At 65.4% G+C, this 25,826-nt stretch carries 29 protein-coding genes and 1 pseudogene; 6 read left to right on the forward strand and 24 right to left on the reverse strand.

All coding sequences use genetic code 11. From position 1 onward, the window contains the following. The first annotated feature begins 104 nt into the window (after positions 1-104). Complete coding sequence (locus GGQ96_RS17610) at positions 105-299, forward strand: hypothetical protein (RefSeq protein ID WP_058733683.1); 195 nt, start codon at positions 105-107, stop codon at positions 297-299. A gap of 126 nt (positions 300-425) precedes the next feature. On the opposite strand, the gene GGQ96_RS17615 is transcribed toward GGQ96_RS17610, so the two are convergent. Beyond that, positions 426-1,064: a hypothetical protein gene (locus GGQ96_RS17615; protein WP_184116736.1), complete on the reverse strand. Its 639-nt coding sequence runs from the start codon at positions 1,062-1,064 to the stop codon at positions 426-428. Between the two features lie 519 nt (positions 1,065-1,583). Between GGQ96_RS17615 and GGQ96_RS17620 the strand changes: the two genes are divergently transcribed. Further along, positions 1,584-1,775 carry a hypothetical protein gene (locus GGQ96_RS17620; protein ID WP_071838556.1) on the forward strand — a complete coding sequence of 64 codons (192 nt, stop codon included), beginning with the start codon at positions 1,584-1,586 and terminating at the stop codon, positions 1,773-1,775. Between the two features lie 41 nt (positions 1,776-1,816). Next, a complete protein-coding gene (locus GGQ96_RS17625) occupies positions 1,817-3,655 on the forward strand; it encodes a ParB/RepB/Spo0J family partition protein (protein ID WP_184116737.1) in 1,839 nt (612 codons plus the stop codon). Between the two features lie 191 nt (positions 3,656-3,846). Here the strand turns inward: GGQ96_RS17625 and arsH are convergent, their stop codons facing one another. The 7 genes from arsH to GGQ96_RS17660 all read right to left on the reverse strand — a co-directional run bounded on the left by arsH (position 3,847) and on the right by GGQ96_RS17660 (position 8,191). Further along, positions 3,847-4,602, reverse strand: a complete 756-nt coding sequence (gene arsH / locus GGQ96_RS17630; protein WP_041043294.1) for an arsenical resistance protein ArsH — start codon at positions 4,600-4,602, stop codon at positions 3,847-3,849. Beyond that, the gene (gene arsN2, locus GGQ96_RS17635; RefSeq protein WP_052490788.1) at positions 4,602-5,039 is read right to left on the reverse strand and encodes an arsenic resistance N-acetyltransferase ArsN2; all 438 of its coding nucleotides are present in this window, start codon (positions 5,037-5,039) and stop codon (positions 4,602-4,604) included. Before arsN2 ends, arsH begins: the two co-directional genes overlap by 1 nt. After that, positions 5,036-6,115 (reverse strand): ACR3 family arsenite efflux transporter, encoded by a 1,080-nt coding sequence (gene arsB, locus GGQ96_RS17640; protein ID WP_058733679.1) that lies wholly within the window; start codon positions 6,113-6,115, stop codon positions 5,036-5,038. The genes arsN2 and arsB overlap by 4 nt, the downstream gene beginning before the upstream one ends. 4 nt (positions 6,116-6,119) lie before the next feature. Beyond that, the gene (gene arsC, locus GGQ96_RS17645) at positions 6,120-6,563 is read right to left on the reverse strand and encodes an arsenate reductase (glutaredoxin) (RefSeq protein ID WP_058733678.1); all 444 of its coding nucleotides are present in this window, start codon (positions 6,561-6,563) and stop codon (positions 6,120-6,122) included. Positions 6,564-6,574: 11 nt separating this feature from the next. Further along, positions 6,575-6,907 carry an ArsR/SmtB family transcription factor gene (locus GGQ96_RS17650; protein WP_041043227.1) on the reverse strand — a complete coding sequence of 111 codons (333 nt, stop codon included), beginning with the start codon at positions 6,905-6,907 and terminating at the stop codon, positions 6,575-6,577. Positions 6,908-6,979: 72 nt separating this feature from the next. Next, a complete protein-coding gene (locus tag GGQ96_RS17655; protein ID WP_058733677.1) occupies positions 6,980-7,462 on the reverse strand; it encodes a hypothetical protein in 483 nt (160 codons plus the stop codon). Between the two features lie 69 nt (positions 7,463-7,531). After that, on the reverse strand, positions 7,532-8,191 hold the full coding sequence (locus GGQ96_RS17660) for a hypothetical protein (RefSeq protein WP_058733676.1): 660 nt from the start codon (positions 8,189-8,191) through the stop codon (positions 7,532-7,534). A 291-nt stretch (positions 8,192-8,482) separates the two neighbouring features. Between GGQ96_RS17660 and GGQ96_RS17665 the strand changes: the two genes are divergently transcribed. The 3 genes from GGQ96_RS17665 (at position 8,483) to GGQ96_RS17675 (ending at position 10,549) form a co-directional block, all read left to right on the forward strand. Then, entirely contained in the window at positions 8,483-8,869 is a 387-nt protein-coding gene (locus tag GGQ96_RS17665) for a DUF3768 domain-containing protein (RefSeq protein ID WP_184116738.1), read from the forward strand. Between the two features lie 127 nt (positions 8,870-8,996). Continuing rightward, entirely contained in the window at positions 8,997-9,254 is a 258-nt protein-coding gene (locus GGQ96_RS17670; protein ID WP_017980819.1) for a hypothetical protein, read from the forward strand. Positions 9,255-9,256: 2 nt separating this feature from the next. Then, positions 9,257-10,549 carry a Fic/DOC family protein gene (locus tag GGQ96_RS17675; RefSeq protein WP_184116739.1) on the forward strand — a complete coding sequence of 431 codons (1,293 nt, stop codon included), beginning with the start codon at positions 9,257-9,259 and terminating at the stop codon, positions 10,547-10,549. An 8-nt stretch (positions 10,550-10,557) separates the two neighbouring features. Here the strand turns inward: GGQ96_RS17675 and GGQ96_RS17680 are convergent. The 16 genes and pseudogenes from GGQ96_RS17680 to GGQ96_RS17755 all read right to left on the reverse strand — a co-directional run. Next, positions 10,558-10,815 (reverse strand): annotated as a pseudogene (locus GGQ96_RS17680) (SOS response-associated peptidase family protein); the annotation flags it as partial. Positions 10,816-11,265: 450 nt separating this feature from the next. Further along, positions 11,266-11,874: a DedA family protein gene (locus tag GGQ96_RS17685; RefSeq protein WP_041043233.1), complete on the reverse strand. Its 609-nt coding sequence runs from the start codon at positions 11,872-11,874 to the stop codon at positions 11,266-11,268. A gap of 12 nt (positions 11,875-11,886) precedes the next feature. Then, positions 11,887-12,264 carry a hypothetical protein gene (locus GGQ96_RS17690; RefSeq protein ID WP_058733673.1) on the reverse strand — a complete coding sequence of 126 codons (378 nt, stop codon included), beginning with the start codon at positions 12,262-12,264 and terminating at the stop codon, positions 11,887-11,889. 98 nt (positions 12,265-12,362) lie between these two features. Continuing rightward, complete coding sequence (locus GGQ96_RS17695; protein ID WP_041043235.1) at positions 12,363-12,818, reverse strand: MgtC/SapB family protein; 456 nt, start codon at positions 12,816-12,818, stop codon at positions 12,363-12,365. Between the two features lie 114 nt (positions 12,819-12,932). Continuing rightward, positions 12,933-13,682 carry an HAD-IIB family hydrolase gene (locus tag GGQ96_RS17700; protein WP_041043236.1) on the reverse strand — a complete coding sequence of 250 codons (750 nt, stop codon included), beginning with the start codon at positions 13,680-13,682 and terminating at the stop codon, positions 12,933-12,935. After that, positions 13,679-16,180, reverse strand: coding sequence for a heavy metal translocating P-type ATPase (locus GGQ96_RS17705; protein ID WP_058733672.1), 2,502 nt, complete (start codon positions 16,178-16,180; stop codon positions 13,679-13,681). The genes GGQ96_RS17700 and GGQ96_RS17705 overlap by 4 nt, the downstream gene beginning before the upstream one ends. Continuing rightward, positions 16,177-16,785 carry a cation efflux transmembrane domain-containing protein gene (locus GGQ96_RS17710; RefSeq protein ID WP_041043238.1) on the reverse strand — a complete coding sequence of 203 codons (609 nt, stop codon included), beginning with the start codon at positions 16,783-16,785 and terminating at the stop codon, positions 16,177-16,179. The genes GGQ96_RS17705 and GGQ96_RS17710 overlap by 4 nt, the downstream gene beginning before the upstream one ends. Continuing rightward, positions 16,782-17,468 (reverse strand): ZIP family metal transporter, encoded by a 687-nt coding sequence (locus tag GGQ96_RS17715; protein WP_184116740.1) that lies wholly within the window; start codon positions 17,466-17,468, stop codon positions 16,782-16,784. Before GGQ96_RS17715 ends, GGQ96_RS17710 begins: the two co-directional genes overlap by 4 nt. A gap of 3 nt (positions 17,469-17,471) precedes the next feature. Then, positions 17,472-17,855, reverse strand: a complete 384-nt coding sequence (locus tag GGQ96_RS17720; RefSeq protein ID WP_058733671.1) for a hypothetical protein — start codon at positions 17,853-17,855, stop codon at positions 17,472-17,474. A 5-nt stretch (positions 17,856-17,860) separates the two neighbouring features. After that, on the reverse strand, positions 17,861-18,748 hold the full coding sequence (locus tag GGQ96_RS17725) for a bestrophin family protein (RefSeq protein ID WP_071838549.1): 888 nt from the start codon (positions 18,746-18,748) through the stop codon (positions 17,861-17,863). 31 nt (positions 18,749-18,779) lie between these two features. Continuing rightward, the gene (gene fliE, locus GGQ96_RS17730; RefSeq protein ID WP_058733724.1) at positions 18,780-19,121 is read right to left on the reverse strand and encodes a flagellar hook-basal body complex protein FliE; all 342 of its coding nucleotides are present in this window, start codon (positions 19,119-19,121) and stop codon (positions 18,780-18,782) included. A gap of 45 nt (positions 19,122-19,166) precedes the next feature. Beyond that, positions 19,167-19,541: a hypothetical protein gene (locus GGQ96_RS17735; RefSeq protein ID WP_058733723.1), complete on the reverse strand. Its 375-nt coding sequence runs from the start codon at positions 19,539-19,541 to the stop codon at positions 19,167-19,169. Continuing rightward, complete coding sequence (locus GGQ96_RS17740) at positions 19,538-20,026, reverse strand: SRPBCC family protein (RefSeq protein ID WP_041043242.1); 489 nt, start codon at positions 20,024-20,026, stop codon at positions 19,538-19,540. Before GGQ96_RS17740 ends, GGQ96_RS17735 begins: the two co-directional genes overlap by 4 nt. A 55-nt stretch (positions 20,027-20,081) precedes the next feature. Then, positions 20,082-23,327 (reverse strand): efflux RND transporter permease subunit, encoded by a 3,246-nt coding sequence (locus tag GGQ96_RS17745; protein WP_058733722.1) that lies wholly within the window; start codon positions 23,325-23,327, stop codon positions 20,082-20,084. A gap of 3 nt (positions 23,328-23,330) precedes the next feature. After that, a complete protein-coding gene (locus tag GGQ96_RS17750) occupies positions 23,331-24,509 on the reverse strand; it encodes an efflux RND transporter periplasmic adaptor subunit (RefSeq protein WP_058733721.1) in 1,179 nt (392 codons plus the stop codon). After that, positions 24,509-25,786 (reverse strand): TolC family protein, encoded by a 1,278-nt coding sequence (locus GGQ96_RS17755; RefSeq protein WP_041043246.1) that lies wholly within the window; start codon positions 25,784-25,786, stop codon positions 24,509-24,511. The genes GGQ96_RS17750 and GGQ96_RS17755 overlap by 1 nt, the downstream gene beginning before the upstream one ends. Between the last annotated feature and the right edge of the window lie 40 nt (positions 25,787-25,826).

Raw genomic sequence — 25,826 nt, forward strand, 5'->3', positions numbered from 1 at the left:
TCGAACCGCGCCGACCGGATGCTTTTGGTCGGTAGAGCGACGCCCAATTCGCGGGTCTCGCGCGGTTCTGTGCGCCCAATCACGGGCATAGAAGGACGAAGCATATGTCGATCAAAGGTACACTCGATCCGATCCACATTGGTGGCGGGACCCGCTCGTTGATGCGGGACAGCGGGCGGCATGTCGACAAGGGCTGGTGGGGCGTCGACGACAACAACACCCCGCATATCGGCCCCTATGGCAGCCGCGAAGCCTGCCAAGCCGCGTGCGATGCCATCAACGATGGTGACGCCGACTAGGGAACGGTCTGGAGCGACCCCGAGGGTCGCTCCAGGCTCCTATGCGCGCGCGCCGGCTTCGCTTCGCGGCACCGGCGCGCGCCTTTTCTAGTCGTCTCGCGACGCGCAGCACAGGGTGAGCGAGCCTTACCGGCCCTTCCTGATCCGAGCGAAGGCGGTCAGCCCGGCAGCCTTGTACGCCTCGAACATATCGGCTCGCTCGCCCAGCGGCGTTACTGAGACATGGGTGATCTCGCCGAGCATGTCGCAAATCCGAATGGCGGCCCGAACCGTAGTGGAAAGCCACGTGCAGAACCGCTCCATATCGGGCGGGTACACGAGATCCGTTTCGGATGAGAACATGCCGTGCTGGCCATCCTGCGCGACATAGGTGTTGATCGCTGTCTCGAGCACAAACACGTTGAGCATCACAGTGCCGTTCAGCTCGCGAATATCGGGGAGCATCCGCAGCTCGGGCCGCCACTCATAGGTTTTGGCGATCAGCGTCTCGTTGAGATGGCCCCCGAAGACATTGCGGAGGTATTTCGCAAACTGAAGGTCGGCGTCGATCGCTTTCATCTGGTCGGCGAGTTCTGGTGCGTGCCGGTATAAGAAGCGCATCGGTCCTTCCAAATCGGCAAGGTTCCTGAGCGCCATCAGAGCCGTTTTGATGAACGGAACCCACGTGCCCGCAGGACCGAGCTGACCTGACAGTTCACCATCTGCCGAACTCAAATCGCCGTGGATGATCCGCGACGTGAAATAGATCCTCTCGATCGGCGTCATTCGTTCTCGCCTGGTCAGTCCCCACCCCTTCAGGGGCAGCGCGCTGTTTTGCTGAGCAACCTGCCCAGTGCAAAGCGCTTTTCGGGAGAACGATCCCGGTCGGGCGCGACCCTGCCGGGCACGGCTCTATCGGCGCGTTGCGCCGACCGAGCCACCGTGCCGGCGTCTCGGCCCTGAACGGGTGACGATCCTCGCGTGAGGTGTGCCACGTGGCACACCTGTGGCCGCGCCCAGCGGCGCCGACGTCGCTGGCAGGGGCACCGCGGCCCTCCCCCGGAGGCCCGCTGCGCGGGGAACACCAAGGGCTGCTGCCCTTTCGTTCCCGAAGCAAAATCGACAGCCCCGTGTGGTCCGCCGAGCGCGGCACCCGGCGCCCTTGTGGGGCGCCGGCCGCGCTAGGGCGGCCTGCCCGCGCCAGGCCATCGATTTCGCTCCTCCCTCCCCATCCCGCTCCTCGCCGGAGAGGCAGACCCGGTTGCAGCGGCAACCGGCTGCGCCTCGAAAGAAGGAGAAAAGACAATGGCTTACACCCGATACACCGGCGATCCCTATTGGAAGCGCGCGAAGTCCCCCGGCACCAGCGCCGACGGCACCCCGTACCGCAAGGGCGAGCGCGTGTTCTTCTATCCGCGCACCGGCGTCACCTACGCAGGCGGCAGCGCGAAGCGCGCCTCGGCCGAGTTCGACGAACTCGCGAGCCTCGAAGGCTGACCCCCTCCCAGTCAAATCCATCCAGATCACGGAGCATCATCATGGCTATCATCCATCCCAAGCTCGCCCAGCTTCGCCTTTCCCCGCTCAACCAGCGCCGCGTAAAGCCGTCCGCCGTCGAGGCGATGGCCGACGACATCGAAGCGCACGGGCTGTTGCAGAACCTTGTCGCCTATGAGGACGAGGGGCTGTTGTGGGTTTTTGCCGGAGGGCGGCGTTACCGCGCGCTCAAAATCTTGGTGAAGCGCAAGCGGATCAAAAGCAGCGACACCTTCCCGGTTGAGTTGCGGACCAAGGAAGAAGCCATCGAACTGTCGCTCGCCGAGAATTTCCAGCGCGAGGACATGCACCCTGCCGACAGCATCCGCGCCTTCGCCGCGCTCCGCGACACCGGCATGGACGCCGAGGAGATTGCGGCCCGGTTCGGTCAGGCGGTCAGCTTCGTCTACAAGATGCTCCGCCTGTCTGCGCTTGCCCCGGCGCTGATCGACCTGATCGCCAAGGATCAGTTGAGCCTTGAGGCCGCACGTGCGCTCACCCTCACCGACGATCACAGCCAGCAGATGAAGGTCTGGAAGGCCGCGAACGGCCACGCGCACACTATCCGCCGGATGCTCACCACCGAGAAGGTGGACACCACCAGCGGCCCGTTCCTGTTCGTCGGGCGGGAGGCTTACGAGGCCAAAGGCGGTACGATCACGGTCGACCTGTTCAGCCAAGGGGCCGAAGGCTTCGCGGACGATCCCGAGCTGGTGCGGGAATTGGCAGAAGAGAAGCTGGACGCACTCGCGGACGAATATCGCGCTATCGGGTGGCACGAAGTCCGTGCGGCGCTTGAACGCCCTTACGACCTCTACATGAAGGGCAGCATGTACCCGGCGACGCGCGAGCCGACCGACGACGAGGCGACGAGGCTTACCGCGATCGACGCCGAGATCGAGGCCATCGCAGAGGCCGAGGGCGAGGACAGCGAGCGGATCGACCCGCTATCGGACGAGCGCGACGCGATCACCGAAGGCTTGCGCGCCTTTAATCGCGAGCAGGTTGCGGTGGGCGGGGTGGCCCTCTGGGTGTCGCATGACGGATCACTGGGCAAGAGCTTCTACCGCGCCAAGGCCGAGCCGAAACCGAAGGCGAACCACGACGGTCCCGTCCCGCTTTACAGCAACAGCCTGTTCGCCGACCTCACGCGCATTAAGACACGGGTCGTGCAGGAGGCGGTCGCGGCCGACCCGGCGCTGGCACTCGACATCGTGCTCGACAGCCTCGCGGGCCAGTTGCTCCACGGCGCGCACAGCCACCAGATGGCGATCGAGGTTCAGGCCAAGGCCGTCGCGACCGACGTGGCGCAAGAGTTGATGGCGACGAGCGACGTTCTTGCCGTGGAGGACATGATGGCGACCCGTTTCGCCGCCATTCCCGCCGAAGGCCGGTTCGAGGCGATCCGTGCCATGGGCAGCGACGACAAGATGGCGTTGCTGGCCGGGCTTGTCGCGATGACGGTGGACGGCACGGTGTTCGCGGGCGGCTCCCCCGGCCAGCGCCACCACCAATTCGAGCAGATCGTGCGCGCGAGCGGCGTGAACATCGCGTCGCGCTGGACCGCCCCCATCGGCCTGTTCGACAAGATGCGCCGTGCTGCGATGATCGACCTGTTGCGCGAGGAAGTGGGCGCGTCGAGTGCCGAGAATTGCGCCACCATCAAGAAGAAGGCGGACCTTGCCGTGAACGTGTCCGAGCGGTTGCCCGCCCATTGGCTTCCCGCCCCGCTGCGGATCGGTGCCTTTGACCGAGCGGAGCGCGAGCCGGAGGAATGCGACGCCGACATGGACGAGGACGGCAGCGAGCAGGAGGGCATGATCGACGAGGAAACGGCCTGAACAGCAAAGCTGGGGGTCCGGTGATAATCGGACCCCCTTTCCTCTCCTGACGAGCGCAAGGCGGCCCGTCGCCCCGGCGCGCCAGCCCTGGCGGGCTGGCGCGCCGGCTGCCCTTTCAGGTCCGCGTCGCGCCGCCCGACACGAGGTCGGGCGGCGCCGTGGCGACTTCCTTGCCGATCGGGTGGTGCGGCTCACCGCCAGCGGCCTTGTGGCGCGGTCGCGATGCTCGACAGGTCCGTCGTCGTGTCGACCGGCACGCCGGCCTGTTTGCGCTCCGAGTAGCGTTCTACGAGCTGCGTCGCGTGTGGCCGTAGCAGGACCGTGAAGCGGACCAGCTCCTCCATCACGTCGACGATGCGGTCATAATAGCTCGACGGCTTCATGCGTCCGGCCTCGTCGAACTCCTTGTAGGCCATCGCGACCGACGACTGGTTCGGGATCGTGAACATCCGCATCCAGCGGCCGAGCAGCCGCAGCGTGTTGACGGCGTTGAACGACTGCGATCCGCCAGACACCTGCATCACCGCGAGCGTACGGCCCTGGGTCGGGCGCATGCCCTTCATCTCGAGCGGCAGGTGATCGATCTGCGCTTTCATGATGCCGGTGATCTGGCCGTGACGTTCCGGGCTGCACCAGACTTGGCCCTCGGACCACAGCGCCAGTTCGCGCAGCTCATGGACGGCCGGGTGATCGTCTCCGGCCACTTGGTCGGGGAGCGGCAGTGTCGAGGGATCGAAGATCCGCGTTTCCGCGCCGAATAACTGCAGCAGGCGTGCCGCTTCCTCCGTGGCGAGCCGCGAGAAGGAGCGCTCACGCAAGCTGCCGTAGAGCAGGAGTATCCGAGGTGCCGGATCAAGCGGCCCGAGCCCTGTGGCGGGCCGCGCGCGGATATAGGCTGGATCGAGTGCCGGCAGGAGGTCGGGATCGGTGAGCGTACGAAGCGGCATCAAAGAGCTTTCACGAGAAAGGTGGCCGACGCCGGGCAGAGCGCGGTGAACTCGCGCGAGGCGGCAACCGCAGGCGGCGCCGCAGCGCGATCGGCCTCTGCATAGCCGTTCACCCGGAAAAATGGCGCCGCGGTGTCGGTCAGAAGGTGGAGCCGCTCGGCGCCGAGCCGGCGCGCCTCGCCCTCGAGCAGCGCCAGCATCGCACCGCCGATGCCGGCGCCCCGGCGATCGGCCAAGACCACCAGCGAGCGGAGCAGGCGGTCCGACCCTTCGCCCTCGATCCCGCCGAACCCGACCAACCCAGCGTCGTCGTCGAAGCGGACGAAGGCGCGGCCGGGTTCGGCGAGATCGGCGGTCGGCAGCTTGGCGGCTGCCAGCGCGCCGGCCAGATCATCCAGCTCGCCCGGCGCGAGACACGTGACGCGGAGGCCGGTCATGCGTGCGCCCCGCGCTCGTACCAGCCCCGGGATGCTTTCACGATCGAGACGACCGACAGCATCACGGGCACCTCGACCAGCACGCCGACGACCGTGGCCAGCGCCGCGCCCGACTTGAGCCCGAACAGCGAGATCGCGGCCGCCACGGCCAATTCGAAGAAGTTGGATGCGCCGATCAGCGCCGCAGGCGCCGCCACGCACCAGGCAACGCCGAAGCGGCGCGAGAGCCAGTAGGCTAGACCTGCATTGAAATAGACTTGGATGAGGATCGGCACCGCAAGCAGTGCGATCACCAACGGCTGCGCCACGATCGCCTCACCCTGGAAGCCGAACAGCAGGACGAGCGTCGCCAGCAGCGAGACGAGCGACACCGGCCCCAAGCGACCGAGCAGCCGGTCGAGCGCGGCTTGTCCGCCGTTCGTCAGCACGACACGGCGCACGAGCTGGGCGGCGATGACCGGCACGACGATGTAGAGCATCACCGAGATCAGCAGCGTGTCCCACGGCACCGTCACCGAAGCGACGCCGAGCAGCAGCCCGACGAGCGGCGCGAACAGGAACACCATGATGACGTCGTTCAGCGCGACCTGGGACAGCGTGTAGGTCGGCTCGCCCTCGCACAGGTTCGACCACACGAACACCATGGCCGTGCACGGTGCCGCAGCGAGCAGGATCAGGCCAGCGATGTAGGACGGCCCCTCCCCTGCGGGCAGAAGCGGCGCGAACAGCCAACCGATGAACAATGTGCCAAGCGCTGCCATCGAGAAGGGCTTCACCGCCCAGTTGATGAACAGTGTGACGCCCACCCCCTTCCAATGCTGGCGGACCGACCCGAGCGCGCCGAAGTCGATCTTGAGCAGCATCGGTACGATCATCAGCCAGATCAGCACCGCGACGATGAGGTTGACGCGCGCTACCTCGGCCGAGGCAACGCGCGCGAACAGGCCGGGCAAAAGGTGCCCCAAGCCGATGCCGGCAACGATGCAGAGCGCCACCCAGAGCGTCAGGTAGCGCTCGAAGGTGCCGATGCCGGCGCGCGCCGGCGCAGGTCCGGCGACAGGGGCGATCGTCGACATGGGCTCAGCCGACCCGCTCGCCGGACGCGTCCACCACCTGTTCGCCGTCCTCCTTGGCGAACGCGCCGAGCTGCCCGCTCGGCAACAGATCGAGGACGGCTTCGGACGGGCGGCAGAGCTTCACGCCCAAGGGTGAGACGACCAGCGGGCGGTTGATGAGGATCGGGTGCGCCATCATCGCGTCCACCAGCGCCTCGTCGGACAGTGTGGTGTCGCCGAGCCCCAGCTCCGCATAGGGCGTGCCTTTCTCGCGCAGCAGCTCGCGCGGCGAGATGCCCGCCCGCTCAATCAGCTCGACCAGCAGCGCGCGCGACGGCGGGGTCTTCAGATATTCGACCACGTGCGGCTCGATGCCGGCATTGCGGATCATGGCGAGCGCGTTGCGCGACGTGCCGCACTCGGGATTGTGGTAGATGACGATGTCGACGACCGAGTCAGTCCGGCTCATGGGGCGTCCTTTCAGCAGCAGGGAGCGAGTTCGGCGATGAGCGGCCCGCACAATTCGGCGTTGCCGGCACAGCAATCCTTGACGAGGAACAGCGTTAGCGCGCGCAGCCCGTCGAGGTCGGCGCGGTAGATGATCGACCGGCTGTGCCGTTCGGAGCGAACGAGGCCGGCACGGGCCAGAATACCAAGGTGCGCCGACATCGTGTTCTGCGGCACATCCAGCCGGCGGGCGATCTCGCCTGCAGCCAACCCGTCAGGCTCGTGCCGCACCAGCAGACGAAACACGTCGAGGCGCGTGCCCTGCGCCAACGCCCCCAGTGCCGCGATCGCTAACTCGTTTTCCATATATCCAGCATAGCAGATATATCATAGAGCGATAGGCCTTCTCCCTTACCGCGGTTCGAGTGAATGGGGGGCTTAGGCGGTGTGACGCGCAGGTGTGCCACGTGGCACACCCTGCCCCGCCCCTATCGTCGGCAGCCCATCGAGCAGAGCCAAAAGATCGCCCAGCGCACGCCTGCGATAGGCGTTGTACCACCGGCGCCGGCGATGCTCGGCCGCGTCGTGGATCATGTGGCAGCGCTGGCAGAGCGCGGCGAGATTGCGCGGCGCATTGTCGGTCGGGTCGTGATTGAGGTGCGCGCAGGCGATATACACCCGCGTGAGCCGGACGATCGCGGCGACGTCTGCCCCGACGACACGGATGCGCCGTCCCCGCCCGTCGCGCCACTGTCGGCGATCGGCATCCCACCAGCGACCATCGCCAAGATGGAAGACGCGCGCACCGTGCGGCCGTCGGCAATGCTCGCAGCGGCCTTTAGCGCGGCCGAACCGGATCAGCCTGGACAGCTCGGGCCAGTCGATCGGGTACAGCCAGCGATGTTCCGGCATGATCGGCATGACGATTCTATGAGTCAGGGCCGAGCGGAACGAAAGCAGAAAATCACGGTCCGCACCGCGGGCGGCACATCACTCGCGCCAGCGCTGCCCATACTGAGCTAAGCGAGCCTCGATTTCGTCGATCCGGCGCCGCTGCGCCGCGGTGAGCGCCGCCATGACTCGCTTGAAAGCGGCCGGCTTCATCGTTCGGAGCTGGCCGATATCGCTGTCGCGGCGCAGCCGCACCTTCCAGTCGGCCGGGCGATACTCCACCCCGGCCGAGCCGAGCCGCCAGAAGATCATCGCCACCTGGTTGGGGGTGAACGCACCTTTGTCGTCGACGAAGGCGATGAAGTTCTGCGCGTCGAAGTCGGGTGCCTTGCGACCGAGCTTGAGCAGCGCGGTCATGACGCGTTGCTTGCGCGCGTCCTCCACCAGGCCGCGGCGGTGACGGTCCACCAGCTTTCCCGTATCGCGTGCATCGAGCCGTCGCCCTTGCTCGTCAATGCCGGCGATCTCGAAGCGCTTGATGCACTCGGAGCCGACCAGCAACGACGCGGACGTGCCGTCGTTCTCGATCTCGAAATGGTAGCGAAGCTCCTGCTGCCCGCACAGCTCGCAGGTGCCGTCCGCCGCTTCGAGGTCGAAGAAGCGCCCCGTATAGGTCCACTCCTTGAGCGCGGCGCCAAGGGTGCTCGCGCGGCTGAGCGGTAGCAACGACGCCGACGCCCGCTCCGCCCAGTTCGACATTCGCGCTTCCCCCCGAAGTCCCCTCCCGAACCTTATCCGTTTGTCTGGCGCGGGGCGACCCGCGCCGGGGAACGCCAAGGGCGCCGCCCTTTCGTTCCCGAACGACAATCTTGCCGCCCGTGTAAGCCGCCAAGCGCGGCGCCCGGCCCCGTCGGTGCCGGCCGCGCTAGGGCGGCTCGCCCGCGCCAGCTTACCAAGATTCTCGTTCCCCTCCCCATCCCGTCCTCGCCGGACAGGCAGGGCCGTGAGGCCGAACGGCCTTGCGGCCCATGCCAACAAGGAGGATCACCCATGCCGACCCCCGAGCAGATCGACACCATCCGGCGTCTCAACGATGCGGCGCGTACCCACCCTGGCCTCGCGAGCCTCGCCAACGTTACGATGGGATTCCAGGCCCTCCCCGAGCTGGACCGTTTCGCCGCGTTGGTCGCGATCACCCGGTTCACGAAGTTTGACGGCGACAACGACCCTTATGGTGAGCACGATTTCGGCGCGGTCTATAAACTCGCAAGCGGCGCGTGGACGCAGGACCGCCCCGACGATGCAAAGGCGGTCGGGCAGACGGTGTTCTGGAAGATCGACTATTACGACACGAGCCTCACCTACGGCAGTGACGCTCCGTGGAATTCCGAGCAGACTAAACGGGTGCTGACGATCATGCTGGCCAGCGAATACTAACGCCTATGGCGTAGCGATCCGCGCTCGACTGCGCGCGGATCAACCGTGCCGAAACGGACCTGCGCCAACGTGATTTGTTGAGAAATCGCGGGGGAGCGCGTAGGGTTAACGGCGAAAGGATGACGCGATGGCCCAGATCAATCTCGACACGCTGCGCGAGCGCATCCGCTCCATGGATTTCCAACGCGGCACCCCCGAGCAGATCGCGCTGTGGCGCGAGGACGTAGCAGAGGCGCGCGCCAACCTCGTCATCGAGGACATGACGCCGACCGGTGACGAAGATGCCATGTTCGCCATGATGCTCGATGAGGGTGTTCCCCCTTCGCTCATGCCGTCCATCATCCTCGGCCTCTACAAGCCAGGAACCCACCAGATCGCAGCCTGACCTTGGCAGACGATCCCTACACCTACCCCGGTACGGACACGCTCCGGAACCGGCTTGGGATCACGGACGACAAGACCCTCATGGAGGCCGAGCGGAGATTGACCTTGGCGCGCGGCGCAGAAGCCGCGCGCCTGACCTTTCCAGCGACGGCCGACGGCTATCGCGCCCTGCATCGGCACCTCTTCCAGGACCTCTACGACTGGGCGGGTCAGGACCGCACCGTCAACATCGCCAAGGGCGGCTCCAGTTTCGCGCACGTGCCTTACATCGCGCGCGAGCTCGACAAGCGGTTTGCCGACGCGCGCGCGGGCGACGCCCTGAAGGGCCTCGCCCGCGATGAGTTTTTCGACCGGCTCGGCAACCACATCAACGAGATCAATGCAATTCACCCTTTCCGCGAGGGGAACGGGCGGACGATGCGCCACCATGCGGCGCAGCTCGCCCGCGATGCCGGCCATCCCATACGGATCGCGTCGATCGATAAGACCGCGTGGATGGACGCGTCCCGGCATGGCTTCCTCACCGGCGATCATCGGCCTATGGCCGCCGTGCTCGCCGAGGCGGCGATCCGTCGTGACCTCGCGCCCGAGGCGCGGATCGGCCCTGCCGGGATCGCCTTGCTGCCTCAACGCGCGCCGCCCGAAGGGCAGCGCTACCGGGTGACGCTGACTAAGGCACGCGAGGAACTGGACCGCTACCTTCCCGCCGCCCGCCAGCAGGCGGCCGACCGGCTGCGCAGCCTCGTTAGGGATGGCGCCCCATCCCCTGTCATCGCCAACGCACGCACCGAACTGGCCTATGTTCGCCACGCCAAAGGTCCGATCTACCAATCGCACCTTCTCACCTATCTGGGCGTGCGTCAGGTCGATGCCGTCATCACGCCCCAGCAGACCCCGCTTGAGCGCGTGCGCGAGATCGGCGCGGCTCTCGGCGTCCAGATCAATTCGCAGCAGCCAGCGCAGCTCCAGCGCGCCGTCCGCTCGCTGGAGCGACCGATCCTGCCGCCTGGGGCTTCGCCAGGCCAGGAGCGGCTCGCCGAGCTGTTCCTGAAGAACACGGCCGAGAAGAACCACGCCGACCCACGTCTCGCGCCCGCCCAGACGATCGTCGACGACGCCATGCAGAAGGCGCGCGAGCGCGGCGAAAGCGCGCGCATGGTCAACACGGTCGGGGAATCCACTCGCCAGCTTGTCGCCGACCGGATCAAGATCGGGGCCGCGCTCGAAGGGGCGTCCGCCCCGCCGCCCGACCGGAGCACGCCGCCCCCGGATCGTGGCAAGGATCGGAGCCGCTAGGCTTCGCCTTAGCGTTCGGGGCGTCGGGTCGGAAAGACCGGCCCGCGTACCGTCATCCTGGCGGGGTCATAGGGCTTCTGCAGGGCGACGATCTCGTCATAGAAGCCGCGCAGCCAAGTATCGACATCCTCAGGCTCCAGGATCGTAATCATCGCCTTGGGATGGATCGGCGCAACGAGCGTGTTGGGGGCACACGTCACCATCGTGAAGCCGTTGCCGTCCTCTGTGCGCTGCTAGAACCCGGCAACTGCGAACACCGGCTGATCCCCACAGGGTTTCGGGCTCGTTCGACATATGGGCGCGGTTTCACCTTGCGTCAGGTATCCCCATCCAAACGACGTCGCGTAGCGAGCCACCGGATCTCCTGGAGCCGGTGATTAGGCCGGGCTCTTCTGCGACGCTTCGTGTCGAGACAGGCGCTCGCGATGGGCGGTTGCGTCCGCAAAGGCGAGAAGGGTCCAGCGGCGATGAGCACCCGCTATTTACTGTTTCTCATTATGTTGATCCTCTCCATGTTACGGCCCAACGCCACTTCCCTCCGTTGCGACGCCATGCGTGAAATCCGTTGCGGTGAAGCCGTGCAACCCACTTGATGAGAACGATCGCGCTAGCTGGCGAGATCAGGCTAAAGGCACGTGCGAAGCGTGTGATGCGGACAAGCATCGAAGCCGCTATGAGCCAAAGGCCGGCAGGAGGCACGGGCAGCAGGCCAGCCATCAGTGGCCACCCCTTGATCGCCCGAAAGTCGCGACCCGCCAAAGATACCAGATGACGGCCAGCGCGAGCACGGCGTTGCTGACCGGCTCGATGACGCTCGCCACCTGGCTATAGCGCTCGCCCAGCTCATAGCCCGCCAGCACGAGGATCACGGTCCATATGGCCGAGCCGGCGAGCGTCGAGACCAAGAATGGACCAAGGGGCATCCCGCTGACCCCAGCGGGCACCGAAATCAGGGTCCGGACTCCCGGGACCATGCGCCCGAACAGAACCGCCCAACGACCGTAGCGGTCGAACCAGCGGTCGACATGATCGACCTCACCGGGCGTCAACGTCAGCCATCGGCCGTGGCGGGAAGCAAAGCGCTTCAATCGATCGATGCCGATCCAGCGGCCGACATAGTACCACAGCACTGCCCCTGCAGCCGATCCAAGGGTGCCGGCGATTGCCACTACCCACAGCGAGCCGCGCCCCTGCGCAGCGGTGTAGCCGGCAAGTGGCAGGATCACTTCCGACGGGATCGGCGGAAAGACGTTCTCCGCCAGCATCAACAGGAAGACGCCAAGGCCGCCTAGTGACGCGAGGATCGATGTTATAATGTCGAACACAAACCAGCCTCGTCAGAAGATCCAATAGGAGATCGCGCAAATCACGAGCAGGAGGGCGACGACGGACCCAACGATCCGATTTTCCAGGCGCGGACATTCGACGTTCCTGATCCGCACGGCGAGCTGCCAAGCGGGTCGAACCGGACACCGCCACGAACCTGCGGCAATCCGATCCAGCTCGGCATCCGACAACCCGAAGAACGATTTTGCTTCACCGCGCGATCGCCCCGCCAACCCCATCACCCGCAGCACCACGTCGCTCCATGCGACATCGATCGCGCTCGGCCGATCGACCATCGTGCCGCGCGCGTCGCCGCCCGCCCAAGAGGGGGACAGCAGGCCGATGATCTGGTGGGGGTTGCGCTCCAGCAGCGTCGCCCAGCGCAGCAAGCGATGTTGGCGGTCCCGCGCCGCGATGGTCCTCACCGGTGCCCAGCGCCGGGTAAGGCATCGCACAGGCCGCATCCATCGGCTCGCCCAAGGGCTCGTCATGGGCTCGCCGAGGTGCCGACGTCGCCATTGGTGGCGCGCTTAAGCGGACGAGAACAGCGCAGGGTGAGGAAGGTGGTGGCGCTCAGGATGAAAGCGATGTCGTATAGGCCGTAGCCTACGGCCGCGCCGAGTGCCCCAGTCGCCCACAGACTGGCCGCCGTCGCCGTGCCTGACGCCTTGTCGCCCTTCTTCAGAATCGCGCCGCCCCCGATGAAGCCGACGCCCGTAATCAGACCTTCAAGCAACCTGGCTTGCGCTGGAGACGTGCGGCCGAGGATCGCGATGCCCACCAGCACGAAGCCGCAACTGGCGATTGCAACCAACGGGAATGTACGGATGCCTGCACTGCGGGCGTCCTTCTCGCGATCCCAGCCAACAGGAAGGGCGAGTGCGTAGGCGACGGCGAGACTGATGATATGGGTGGTTATCTCCCACCACGAGCTTTGAAACATGCCGGCCTGCCTGTTCTACGCGATTGCTCCAGATCGGAGGTAAAGGGGTAAGGTCGGGCGGGGAGTCCCACAGACGTTCAGGCCCAAGGCGGGGATCGTGAACACCGGAGATCCCTACCGGTGCAGACATGCGATGATGGCGGTCACGACGGCGGTGGTTTCCGCAACGTCGCGCACTCTCACCGTATCGAGGCCAATTTCAGCGGCGGGATAGTCATTCCCACCGGGGAAGATCGCATCGCCGATGAACAGCATCCCGTCGAGCGGGACGCCGCTTTCAGCACTCAGGCGGTTCAGGCCATAGCCCTTGTCCACCCCTGCCCTGGTCACGTCGATCGATGTCGTGCCACCCAGATTAATCGAGAGGTCCGGCAGCGTCGCGCGCAACGTGGCCTGCAAAGCGGTCCTCTTCTTTCGGTCGGGATCCCACGCTTCCTTTTCCTTTAGCGGCGCTGCCTGCCCCAGCCCCGAAAAGGTGATCTGGCTGCCCCGGTCCTCGATCCGTTCGCCCCAGATACGTTCGTCGGCGAGGCCGGCATCGGTCAGGGCTTGATCGAAGGCCGTGCGGATCGTCGCCTTCTCTGCGTCGTCGAACAGCTCGGCATATACCGCGCGCCAAGCGCCATTGATGAACCGATAGAGTTTTGTGCCTGTGGTCGGCATCAACCAGAGACGGTCAAGCGCGGCGCCGGCAGGAAGACGCGAGGCGACCTGCTTTTCGAACTGCGGCCAGTCCCCGCCCGAGATCACCGCCACATCCGTGACGGCGAGCAATCGGGCGAGGGTTGCGGCCATATCCTCCGATAGCGGCCGCTTGCTCTCGGCAAGTGTGCCGTCGAGGTCGAAGGCGATCATCCACTTCATGCCGCCTTCCCCGCCGGATCGCGGTAGGCGAGCAGCCTGAGCGCATTGATGACAACAAGCAGCGTTGATCCCTCATGAACCGCCACTGCTGGCCCAATACCGAGGCCAAGGATGGTGGCAGGAACGAGAAAGGCGACGACACCCAGGCTGACGAAGACGTTCTGCCGGATGATTCCACGCGTATGCCGGCTTAGGCCCACCGCGAATGGCAGGTGCGCCAGATCGTCAGCCATCAGGGCGACGTCGGCTGTCTCCAGCGCAACGTCCGACCCCGCCGCGCCCATCGCGATGCCGACCGTGGCGCTTGCCATCGCCGGGGCATCGTTCACGCCGTCACCCACCATTGCGACCTTGTCTTCGCCGGCGAGTTTCTTGATCGCGGCAACCTTGTCTTCGGGCATGAGGTCGCCCCACGCCTCGTCGATCCCGACTTCGTTAGCGATCGCTTCGGCGACTTTCTGGTGGTCGCCAGAGATCATTATCATCCGCGACACGCCCATCTCGTGCAGCCGGCGCAGCGCGGTCTTTGCCGCTTCGCGGGGCGTGTCCATCAGGCCGATCGCGCCCAGGTCGCGGTCCCCCTTGCGGACCACCATCGTCGTGCGACCGTTCTCGCGCAGTTTCGCGATCGCGTTCTGCGCTCCCTGCCCTAGCGCCGGAATGCCCTCACTCCCGAACATCTCGGCCTTGCCGATCCAGACCGTCTCGCCATCCACGCTCGCGGTGACGCCCCGACCGGTCAGGCTCTTGAGGTCGCCGGCAGTCGGCACGGCACGATCGTTCAGTCGTTCGCGGCCGTCCTTGACGATCGCTTGGGCCAGAGGATGGTCGCTCAACGCTTCGACGGCGACGGCCAGCACCAGCAGCTCGCCTTCATCGGCGCCATCGACGGGCACGACATCGGTGATGCGCGGACGACCTTCGGTCAGCGTGCCCGTCTTGTCGAAAGCGATCGCCTTGAGCGACCCGAGGTTTTCGAGCGGTGCACCGCCCTTCACGAGCACGCCGCCCCGCGCTGCACGGGCAACGCCAGACAGGACAGCGCTCGGCGTTGCAATGGCGAGCGCGCACGGGCTTGCCGCCACCAGCACCGCCATCGCGCGATAGAAGCTGTCGCGGAACGGCTCGTCGACGACCACCCATGCGAAGAGCAGGAGCACCGACAGGATCAGGACAGCAGGCACGAAGATCCGCTCAAACCGATCGGTGAAGCGCTGCGTCGGCGACTTCTGCGTCTCCGCTTCGCTCACCATCTTCACGACCTTGGCGAGCGCGCTTTCATTGGAACGGCGTGTCACCTCGATCTCGATCGCGCCGCCACCGTTGATCGTACCGGCAAAAACCCGGCTTTCCGCGTCCACTGCATCAGGCTTTGCCCGCGCCGCTGCGGCATCGGCGACCGGCACCTTGTCGACCGGGATGCTTTCACCCGTCACCGGGGCCTGGTTGATCGCGCTGGTGCCCTTGGTGACGAAGCCGTCAGCAGGCAGGCGCTCGTTCGGGCGGACAATGGCAATGTCCCCAACGACCATTTGCTCGACCGGGATTTCGCTGGTCTGGCCGTCGCGTCGCACGGTCGCGGTTTCGGGCGCGAGCTTCGCCAGCGCCTCGATCGCCTTCTTGGCGCGTCCCATCGCGTAATGCTCAAGCGCATGGCCAAGGCTGAACAGGAATAGCAGCAGCGCGCCTTCGGCCCATGCGCCCAGCGCAGCGGCGCCGGCGGCAGCGACCAACATCAGCGTGTCGATCTCGAACTTCTTCATCCGAAGGTTGTCGATCGCCTCGCGCAGCGTGAAGAATCCGCCGAAGAAATAGGCTGCGACATAGCAGGCCGTGGGCAGCCACTCCGGTGCGCCAACAACCAGCCTCTCGATCGCATAGCCGATCCCCAGCAGCGCGCCGCAGGCAAGCGCGAAGATCAGCTCGGTATTGGGGCCTAGAAATTCGGCGTGGCTATGGTCGTGACCATCGCCGGGGCCGTGCTTCTCTTCGCCCGCGTCGTGGCCCCCGGGGCCGTGGTCGTGGCCGGCATGGTCATCGGCGGCGACCCGCTTGCCAACCCTCACCTTCAGCTTGCGAAGAGCAGCGCGCACTTCCTCTTCTGTGGTCTCTCGGCGATCATATTCGACCCGGACCGACCCGCTGGTGCTGGCGCTTGCCTGTACCACCCCGGGCAACGCGCATAGCGCATCGCTGACCGTGCGCGCCCGCCGTTCGTGACTGATCCCTGTCACCTGCCAGATCGCATGGCCGTAGCGTTCGGTGATTTCTGCGCCTGCGGCCCGCACCATTTCGCGCAATCGTGGCAACGGCAGCTTGGCGGCGTCGAAATGGATGCACAGGGCCGCCGGCGTGTCGCCTTCGAGGCAGATCACATGCGCTCGCTCGACGCCTTCGCGTTTCGACAGGGTCGATACGAGACGGTCCAGGCAAGCGTCGGCCGCGTCAGGAAGGTCCGGCAACAATACTGGAATATCGAGTTCGAGCTTGTCGTTCATGACGACCTCCTTTCGCTTTTCTTGGTTTCGGCGCGCGCGTCGCGCAGGATTTCGACACCGCCCTTGATGGCGATGATGGCGGTAGCGAAGCCGACCAGAAGGTCCGGCCAGTTGGTGCCCAGCCACAGCACCAGCACGCCGGCAATCAGGATGCCGCCATTGGAAATGAAGTCATTGAAGCTGAAGGTGGTGGCGGCCCGAAGGTTGACGTCCGGATCCTTGAGCCGCTGGAGCAGCCGCAGGCAGAGGTAGTTCACGACGCCGGCGATCGCCGACATGACCATCATGGTCGGTCCGATCGGTTCGCTGCCTTGAAGGTAGCGCCGGCCAACGTCGATCAGGATGCCGCCCGCGAAGATCAGCAGCATGACGCCCGAAGCGACCGCGGCGCGTGTCTTCCACGTCTGGCCCCGGGTGAGCGCCACAAGGCTCAGCGCATACACGGCCGTATCGGACAGGTTGTCGACGCCGTTGGCGATCAGAGCGCTCGAGTCCGCGAAAAATCCTGAGACGAAGAAACCCCCCGCGATCGCCGCGTTCAGCAGCAGGACGATCCAAAGTGTGCGACGCTCTTGCCCGCCATTGTTGTCGTTGCTCGAAATCATCCCATGATCTCCTCAAGCGTCAGCAGGGCAAGGAATCCCACGAAGAACATCGAGCTGATGAGTGGGGTGTCAGGCTTCTCGTGCGCCTCGACCAGCAGCTCTTCCGTGACGAGGTAGAGCAGCGCCATCAGACCAAAACTCAGGAAGCCAGCGACCATTACCGGTGAGAGCGTGGCGACAGGAACAGCCGCGAGTGCGCCGATCGGCAGCAGCAGCGCCAATGCCGACACAGTCACGATGATGCGCAGGCGCGAGCAATAGGTTTCCGCCAGCTCGTCGGTCAGTGTCAGACCAAGGAAGAGCACTTCGAGCGTCAGCGCGATCGTCAGCAGAAATCCCGCCTTCTCACCCGCGACGAACGCGAGGCCGAGCACCAGACCATCGACCAGAATGTCAATGCCGATCGCGGCGAGCAGTGCCATTGGCCCCTTGAAGCGGGCCTCGAAAGCCTTGAGACCCAGCATCGTCGCAACGCCCGCCGCCCCGCCGATCAACGTAGCGCTAGGTGAAGCCTCATGCTTGACCTGCGGCAGGATTTCAGTCGCTGCCGCCGCAAACACGACGCCGGCAGCGAGATGCTGGAGGCCCGCCACGACGCCAGGATTTAATTTGGTCCGGCTCGCGATGATCGCGCCGAGCACGACCGCCAGCACAGGCGCAAGCGTGTACAGCAATGCCTGCATATCCTATGATTCCTCCGGGGTTCGATGACAGACGCGGATCTTCCCGCGCTGCGTGAAGGCGATCGACCCGCCGGCCACGACTGCCCGCGACCGGTCGCCGCGAAATTCCTCGCCAGTACGTTGCGCGCGCAGGATCTCAGTTCTGCCCCTGGGCAGCCAGGTGACAGCCATTTTCAGGCCGTCGTCGATGAAGTCGACATCGGCGCGCGATCCGTCGTCGCAATACATGATGCGTTGCGCAATCAATCGAGGTGTCAGATGCTTTTCATGCGCCGGCTCAGTCGGTCCGCTCGGCGCGGGATTGCACGCCCCTACGACCATACCCGCGAACAGAACGGCGCCGATGCGCGCGGCTGTCAGGCCAGGCAGGTGCCGCACGGCGTGCATCGCCCTCACCACAGCACGCCGTGATCGGGCGTCACCGGCTCAGGGGCTGGCAGTCCAGCCGTCTGAAGAAGGTCGATCTCGATCGTGCGGCACATGGCCGTGAGCGGGACATCGTGGACGCTATTGGCGAACGGATCAGTCAGATCCTCGCCGATGCTCAGCACCGCAAGGAAGACGAGTCCGATCAGCGTCGATCCGATCGGCGTGGCGAGCCCCAGGGATTCAACCAGCGCAATCGGGAGCAGCACGCAGAACACGCGCGTGAAGAGGTTCGGAAAGAACCGAAAGCCATTGGGCAGCGGCGTGTTCTTGATCCGCTCCATGCCGCCCTGCGCATTGGCGATGTCGATCAGGACGCGCTCTACAGTCGCCTGCTGGATTTCGGTGATCCGACCTTCCGCGAGCGCGTCGGCGTAGATGCCCGATATGTCCTCCAAGAGTGCGTTCGCAGGGTTCAGGCGAGCGACCGCCATATCGGCGACGTCCGTTCCAGCGATCCGGCCAATCTCTTCATAGGGCGACTGTCGGCGAAGCTGGCAGCGCATCGAGTGCGCGAAGGCGATCTGCCGCAGGATGATGTTGTGCCGCATCTCGCTGCCCTCGGGTTCTCCCTTGGTCAGGCTGCGTGTGATCCTAGCCAGGCTGCGCGACGCATTGATGAGCGCGCCCCAAAGGGTTCGCGCTTCCCACCAGCGAGCATAAGCAGCGTTGGTCCGAAACCCCATGAAGAGCGCGATGGCAGTGCCAAACAGCGCCGTCGGCAAAGGCGGTTCCTTGATCGGGGTCATCATGTGGAATGCCGTCACCGCCACGTCCCACACGAACAGGATCGTGAGAGGCTTCCAAACCTCGATAATGATCTGCTTAAAACGAGGCCTCGCGCCGACTATCATATCAATTACGCCCTAAATCTCGTAGCGATCGTCATCCGATCGGCATGTTCATGATGTCCCGATAAGCGGACAGCAGCTTGTTCCGGACTTGCAGGGTCGCCTCGAAAGTAATGGATGCGCGGCTCTGGATGAGCGCGACGGTTGCGATGTCGGTGGTTTCGCCACGCTCATATGCTTCGGTGACGACATCCTCTTGCTCCTGGGTCTCGTTGACCTTCGCGACCACGGCATTGAGGGTGTCGGCGAAGTTCGACACCGGAGCGGTCGGCGTCACGCCGGGTGGTGCCGTCGGCTGCGCCTCACGCAAAGCGCGGCTTCGCGCGATCACTTCGGCGCGAATGGCCATCACATTCGAGATCGACGTGTCAGACATCGTTTCTCTCCCGTTGCAGTGCGACATGTCGGAAGACAGGACGGTTCATCGGGTGCCCTCCCGTTCGCAGATTCGGGTGCGGCCCTCGCCTTCCACGACGGTGAGCTGCGACCCCTTGAAGGTCGCGGTGGCTGTCTCGCCGACATATTGGAGGCCCTGCGCTGGCGCGGTCAGCGTTATGGGCACGGCGCTGCTGGAGCGCCGCAAATCGATCTGCAGGCCGTTGTCCTTGTAGTCGACGAACAGCGGTTCCCCGTCGGAACAGCGATAGGGATGGCGCCCCATTTCCCCGGTCGCCACGGCGCTGTCGGACGAATGGATTTGCTGCTCCGTTGGCGGGGCTGGCGGCTTGCCTTCCGTGCAAGCCGCCAGCCCGACAACGAGGATGAGGGCGGGCAGTACCCGCTTCGACGGCATCATCGCGCCTTCCTCCTGTAGCGGGAGGGGACGCGCTGACGATTGATCCCAAGGGCAGGCTGACCCACCCGCCAGCGCAGATAGGTTGCGAGGCGATCGTCAGCCTCGATCATCAGGGACCGCAGGCGACGCAACATCATCGCCGCGAACGGCAGAGACAGCGCCCCGCGCAGCGTGCAGCTATGTGTTAGCCTGGTGCCACCATCGTCCCCTGCCAGCTCGTACCGCTCTTCGAGCGTGAACAGATAAGGGATGCCGCAGGACCAAGCGAAGGCTCGCGGCTTATCGAATTGATCGATCCGTGCCGGCGTCCGAATCGGCCGGTTGATGCCCTGGATCGCAAAGGTTCCTCTCGTGTCGCCGAGCTGACCCGGGTTATCGAGGAGTACCAGCGGGCTCCAAGCTCGGCGATGATCCGGGTCGGTGAGTGCCGACCAGATCCGCAGTGGCCCGCCGTGAAGCATTGAGCTGGTTATGGTGCGAGGCATATCCTCATCTCCCAGAGATGAGCGGGGGCGATCGCGGATCGCCCCCGCTCACCCATCAGGCCAAGTTGTTCACGAAGGTCTGACCGTGGTCGTCCCCTTCATGCTCCTCATTGTAGTGCTCGGATTTCTCGATCACCTTCTGACCGAAGCGGGCATAGAGGGTCGGCAGCACGAACAGCGTCAGCAGCGTCGCCGAGATCAAGCCGCCGATGACAACTGTCGCCAAGGGCTTCTGCACCTCCGCACCCGCGCCCTCGCCAAGCGCCATCGGCACGAAGCCGAGGCTGGCGACGAGCGCGGTCATGACCACGGGCCGCAGTCGCTGCATTGCGCCGACATGGGCCGCCTCTTCGCGCGATAGCCCCGACCGGATCAGATCCTGGATCGAGCTGACCATCACGAGGCCGTTGAGGACCGCGATGCCCGACAGGGCGATGAAGCCCACCGCCGCCGAAATCGAAAAGTCCATGCCTCGCAAGAAGAGCAGCAGGACACCGCCCACCAGCGCGAAGGGCACGCCGGTGAAGACGATCGCGGCATCGCGGACCGATCCCAATGCGCCATAGAGCAGCAACAGGATCAGGATGAAGCAGGCCGGAATAACCAGCTTCAGCCGCTCGCTTGCCGATTGCAGGTTTTCGAATTGGCCGCCCCATTCGAGATAGGTACCGGCAGGCAGCCGAACCTGGCTGGCGATCGCTGCCTGCGCATCCGCAACCACCGATCCGACGTCGCGGCCACGCACGTTGGCTTGCACCACCACGCGCCGTTTGCCATTCTCGCGGCTGATCTGGTTGGGACCGTCGACCACCTTGATCTCGGCGACGCTGGACAGCGGCACATAGCCGCCGCCTGCGACCGGCACCTGCACCTGCTGGAGCAGGCCGATGTCGGCGCGCTGCGCCTCAGACAGGCGGATCACCACCGGGAAGCGACGATCGCCCTCGAAGATCTGGCCCGAGGTTCGCCCGCCGATCGTGGCAGTCACGGTGTCCTGCACGTCTTGCGCCGTAACGCCCAAGCGCGCCATCGCGTCACGATTGACGCGAATGTCGAGCATGGGAAGACCTGTCGTTTGCTCGACTTTCACGTCCGCGGCACCCTGCGTCTTACGCAGCGTCGCAGCGATTTGCTCGGCCGTCCGGTTCATCTGGTTGAAGTCGTCCCCGAACACCTTCACCGCGATGTCACCGCGCACGCCGGCGATCAGCTCGTTGAAGCGCATCTGGATGGGCTGGGTGATCTCGTAGGCATTGCCCGGGATCTTCGCGAGCTTACCCTCGATCCGGCTGACCAGCTCCTCCTTGGGAAGCTCAGGATCCGGCCAATCCTTGCGCGGCTTCAGGATAACGAACATGTCGGTTGCGTTCGGCGGCATCGGGTCGGCCGCCAGCTCGGCGGTGCCCGTCTTGGAATAGACGAACTGCACCTCCGGCTGCTTCGACATCATTCGCTCGATCGGCACCTGCATCGCCTGGCTCTGCTGGACCGACGTCGCCGGAATACGGAGCGACTGGATTAGCAAATCGCCTTCATCGAGCTGCGGCAGGAACACCGAGCCGAGCGTGGTGAAGGCCAGCGCCGCCACCACAAGGCTCGCGACACCCGCCCCGATCGTCACGGTCGGACGCTTCATGGCCCGATCAAGACCAGGTTCGTAGCGCTTCTTCAGCCACGTGATGATGCGGCCGTCCTTCTCCTCAACCTTCTTCGATAGCCAGATCGCGATCATCGCCGGCACGAAGGTGAGAGAGAGGATGAAGGCGAAGGCGAGCGCGATGATGACGGTGAGCGCCATCGGCACGAACGTCTTGCCCTCCACGCCTGTCAATGTGAGCAGCGGCACATAGACAAGAATGATGATCGCCTGCCCGTACACCGAGGGACGGATCATCTCACGCGCAGCGGCTGCCACGGTTGCGAGCCGTTCCTTGACGCTGAGCAATCGGCCTTCATGATGCTGTTGCTCGGCAAGCCGGCGCAGTGCGTTTTCGACGATGATGACGGCGCCATCGACGATCAGACCGAAGTCTAGGGCGCCGAGGCTCATCAGATTGGCCGAGACGCCAGCACGCAGCATCCCGAAGCCGGTCAGCATCATGGTAATCGGGATGACCAGCGCCGCAATCAGCGCCGCACGGAAGTTTCCGAGCAGCAGGAAGAGCACGACGATGACCAGTACCGCGCCTTCCGACAGGTTCTTGGCAACCGTTTTGATCGTCGAGTTGACCAGTTCGGTGCGGTTGAGCACCGGCTGGATTACGACGTCAGGGGGCAGCGACGCGTTGATCGTCTTAAGCTTCTCCGCGACCGCGGTCGACACGACGCGGCTGTTCTCGCCGATCCGCATGATCGCGGTGCCGACGACGACTTCCGTGCCATTCTCCGAGGCCGAACCCATGCGGATCGCCTGACCCGTCTTCACGGTCGCGACTTGTTCGACCGTGATCGGCACGCCGTTACGTGTCGCGATCACGGTCCTGGCCAACTCGCCGGCATTGCGCACCAGCGCATCCGAGCGGACAGCCAGACCTTCGCCATTGCGATTGACGAAGCCGCCGCCGACGCTGGTGTTGTTGCGCTCCAGCGCATTGCCCAGGTCGGTCAGCGTGATGCCGAGCGAGGCCAGCTTCTGCACATCGGGCACGACGAGGAACTGCTTGGCGTAACCGCCAATCGAGTCGACGCCGGCGAGGCCCGGAGTGTTCTTGAGAAGCGGCGTGACGATCCAGTCCTGCGCAGTGCGCAGGTAGGTCGCCTTGTCCTCTTCGGTCGTCAGTCGCTCGCCCTCTGGCGTGATATAACTGCCATCGGGCTGTTGGCCCGGTTCACCGGGCTTGTGCTTGTCGTCTGCGCGATGCTCGAGCCGAACGGTGTACATATACACCTCGCCCAAGCCGGTCGCGATCGGACCCATTTCGGGGTTTACGCCATCGGGCAGGTTCTCCTGCACGCCCTGCAGACGTTCACCCACCTGCTGACGGGCGAAATAGATGTCCGTGGCGTCCGAAAAGACCGCGGTGATCTGCGCGAAGCCGTTGCGGCTCAGCGAGCGCGTATATTCAAGGCCTGGAGTGCCGGCGAGCGCGGTTTCGATCGGGAACGACACCTGCTTCTCGACCAGCTCGGGCGAGAGCGCGGGTGCGCGGACGTTAATCTGGACCTGATTATTGGTGATGTCCGGCACCGCGTCGATCGGCAGCCGGTAGAGGGAAAACGCGCCGATGGCGGCGACGATGACGGTGAGCAGCAGGACAAGCCAGCGCTTCTCGACCGCCCATGTGACGATGCGGGCGATCATGGCTTAATCCTCGTGGCTCGCTTCGCCCTTGCCGATCTCGGCCTTGAGCGTGAAGCTTCCGGTGGTGGCGATCTGTTCGTTGCCGGTCAGGCCCGAGCGGACGATCACCGTGTCGCCCGATGCATCGCCGAGCTGGACCGGAGTCGCCTTGAAGCCCGTAGGCGTGCGAACGAACACGACCGACTTGCCCTCGAAGCTCTGGACCGCCGTTGTCGGCACGCGGATTGCGCCGCTACCGCCGCTGCCCGTGAGCTGGACGGCAGCCGTCACCGGCTCGCCGACCCGCCATTCACCACCGCGATTGTCGAGCGTGGCAAGGGCGGGCACGAGCCGCGTCTGCGGATCGAGTGCTGGCGACACGAAGGTCACGCGCGCGGTCGCCTGACGGCCCGCCGCCTTGACCAGTACCGTGTTGCCGGGGCGTACCCGGCCCGCATCCTCAGCCTTCAGATTGAGCGCGATCGACACCTGGCTCAGGTTGGCAATGCGATAGAGTTCGGCGTCCGCCGCAACCGTCTGTCCCAGCGTCACGGGGCGCGCGATGATCTGTCCCGAGATCGGCGCGGCGATGCCGAGCCGGTTGAGACCACCGCCGCCGACACCGGCGGCCGACACCATGCTCCGCGCCTGCGTCAGCGCGATCCGCGCTTCCGTCGCCGCCGTGCGGGCAGCAATCAGATCCTGCTCAGGAGACACCTTCTGCGCGTACAGCCGTTGCTCGCGTGCGAGGTTCGAATTGGCGAGCTGAAGCCGTGCCCGTGCCGCTTCGACCTCGCCCTTGATTTGCGCCGCCTCGCGGCTCTCGATTACCGCAATAGTCTGGCCGCGCCCCACGGATTGACCAAGGTTGCGCGTCAGTGCGACCACCCGTCCCGCGATCGCGGCCGAGACGACTTGCGTGCCTTGGGGATCGCCCTCGATGATCGCGGGAAGCTCGATCGTTCCGGCTCCGCCGATGATCGGCCGTCCGACCTGGACGCCCGCCGCAGCGATCTGATCGGCACCCAATAGGACGACGCCCTCATCAGCGTGACCGCCTTCAGCACCGCCCTTTTCCGCACCAGCAGCCGCTTCATTGCCGGCTGCTCCATTGGCGGCCGCCTCGTTCCCGGTGTCTTTGCCACCGCAGGCAGCCAACAGCAGGGCGAGTGACGCCGCGCCCGCGAGATAGAAGCTCTTCATCACTGATTTCCCCCATTGGGCGCAGGAGCGGTCAGTCGCTCCACTTGCGCGCGGGCATTCTGGTAGTTGGCAAGCGCATCGATCGCGGCGACCCGCGTTTCAGCGAGAGTGCGTTCCGCATCGAGCAATTCGAGCTGGCCGAACTTGCCCTCGCGATAACCGATCCGCGCGATGCGGGCGGCCTCCTGTGCAGCCGCCAGCGCCGGCCCAGACGCCGCACGAGCCGTCGTTGCGGCATTGGCCGCTTGCGCCTGCGCGTCCGTGATCGCCTGTTCGATGTCGAGCGCGGTCACGCGACGCTGTGCATCCGCCTGTGTCCGCTGCGCGGTCGCCTGCGCGATCGCCGCGCGACCATTGTTGAACACCGGGATCGGGATCGACACGGTGAACACCGCCGCCATATCGTTGGTCGCTTCCAGGCGGCGGATCGCAGGCCCGACATTGAGGTCAGGGACGCGATTGGCGCGCGCGAGCCGCACGCCGGCTTCCGCGATCGAGAAATCCGCGTTCGCCGCCGCCAGCGCGAGCGTGCCGGTTGTGTTGACCGGTGCCACCGGCCCATAGACGTTCGCCCCCGGCAGGCGATCGAGCAGCGTGTCATCGAGCGCGCCGTCGATCGGTCGGCCAATCCGACGCGCCAGATTGGCGCGGGCGGCCTCTGCCAAGCGAAGCTGCCGCTCCACATTGGCATCGGCATTGATGCGCGCGACATCCGCGCGCTGTTGCTCCAGCGGCGACGCACGTCCCGCCTGCACCCGGACGCTCGCAGCGCGCAGCGCGTCGCTGGCGATCCGGGCCTGATCCCGCGCCGTCGCCACCCGCCGGTCGGCTGCGACCGCTTCGACATAGAGCTGCGTCACCTGAAGCCGGACATCGGCTGCGATGATCGCGGCCTGGATCTCGGCCCGGGACAATTGCGCATTGGCGACCGCGACGCGGGCGCCGCGCTTGCCGCCTAGCTCGATCGGGATCGCAAAGCCGACCGTAGATTCCGCGCTGCGGACACCCCGATACGGCCCCGAGCCGATGACGTTCTCAACCTGGCCCTGGACAACCGGGTTGGGCCGCAATCCGGCGACCGTACGGCCCGCACGGGCCGCGTCAATCGCGGCTGTCGCCGCTTCGGCAGCAGGGGCCGAACCACCCGCTGCACTGACCGCTTGGTCAAGAGTGTAGATCGGCACGTCCTGCGTAACAGCCGCGGACGGTCCGACCTGCGCCTGCGCCATAGTGACGCACGACGCTGCGGCCAGCATGGCCGCGAGGATACGATACATGAAAATAGGACTCCTGACGATGATCGACAGGGGCGCGCCC

Source organism: Sphingomonas abaci (assembly GCF_014199625.1).
Taxonomy (GTDB): Bacteria; Pseudomonadota; Alphaproteobacteria; order Sphingomonadales; family Sphingomonadaceae; genus Sphingomonas; species Sphingomonas abaci.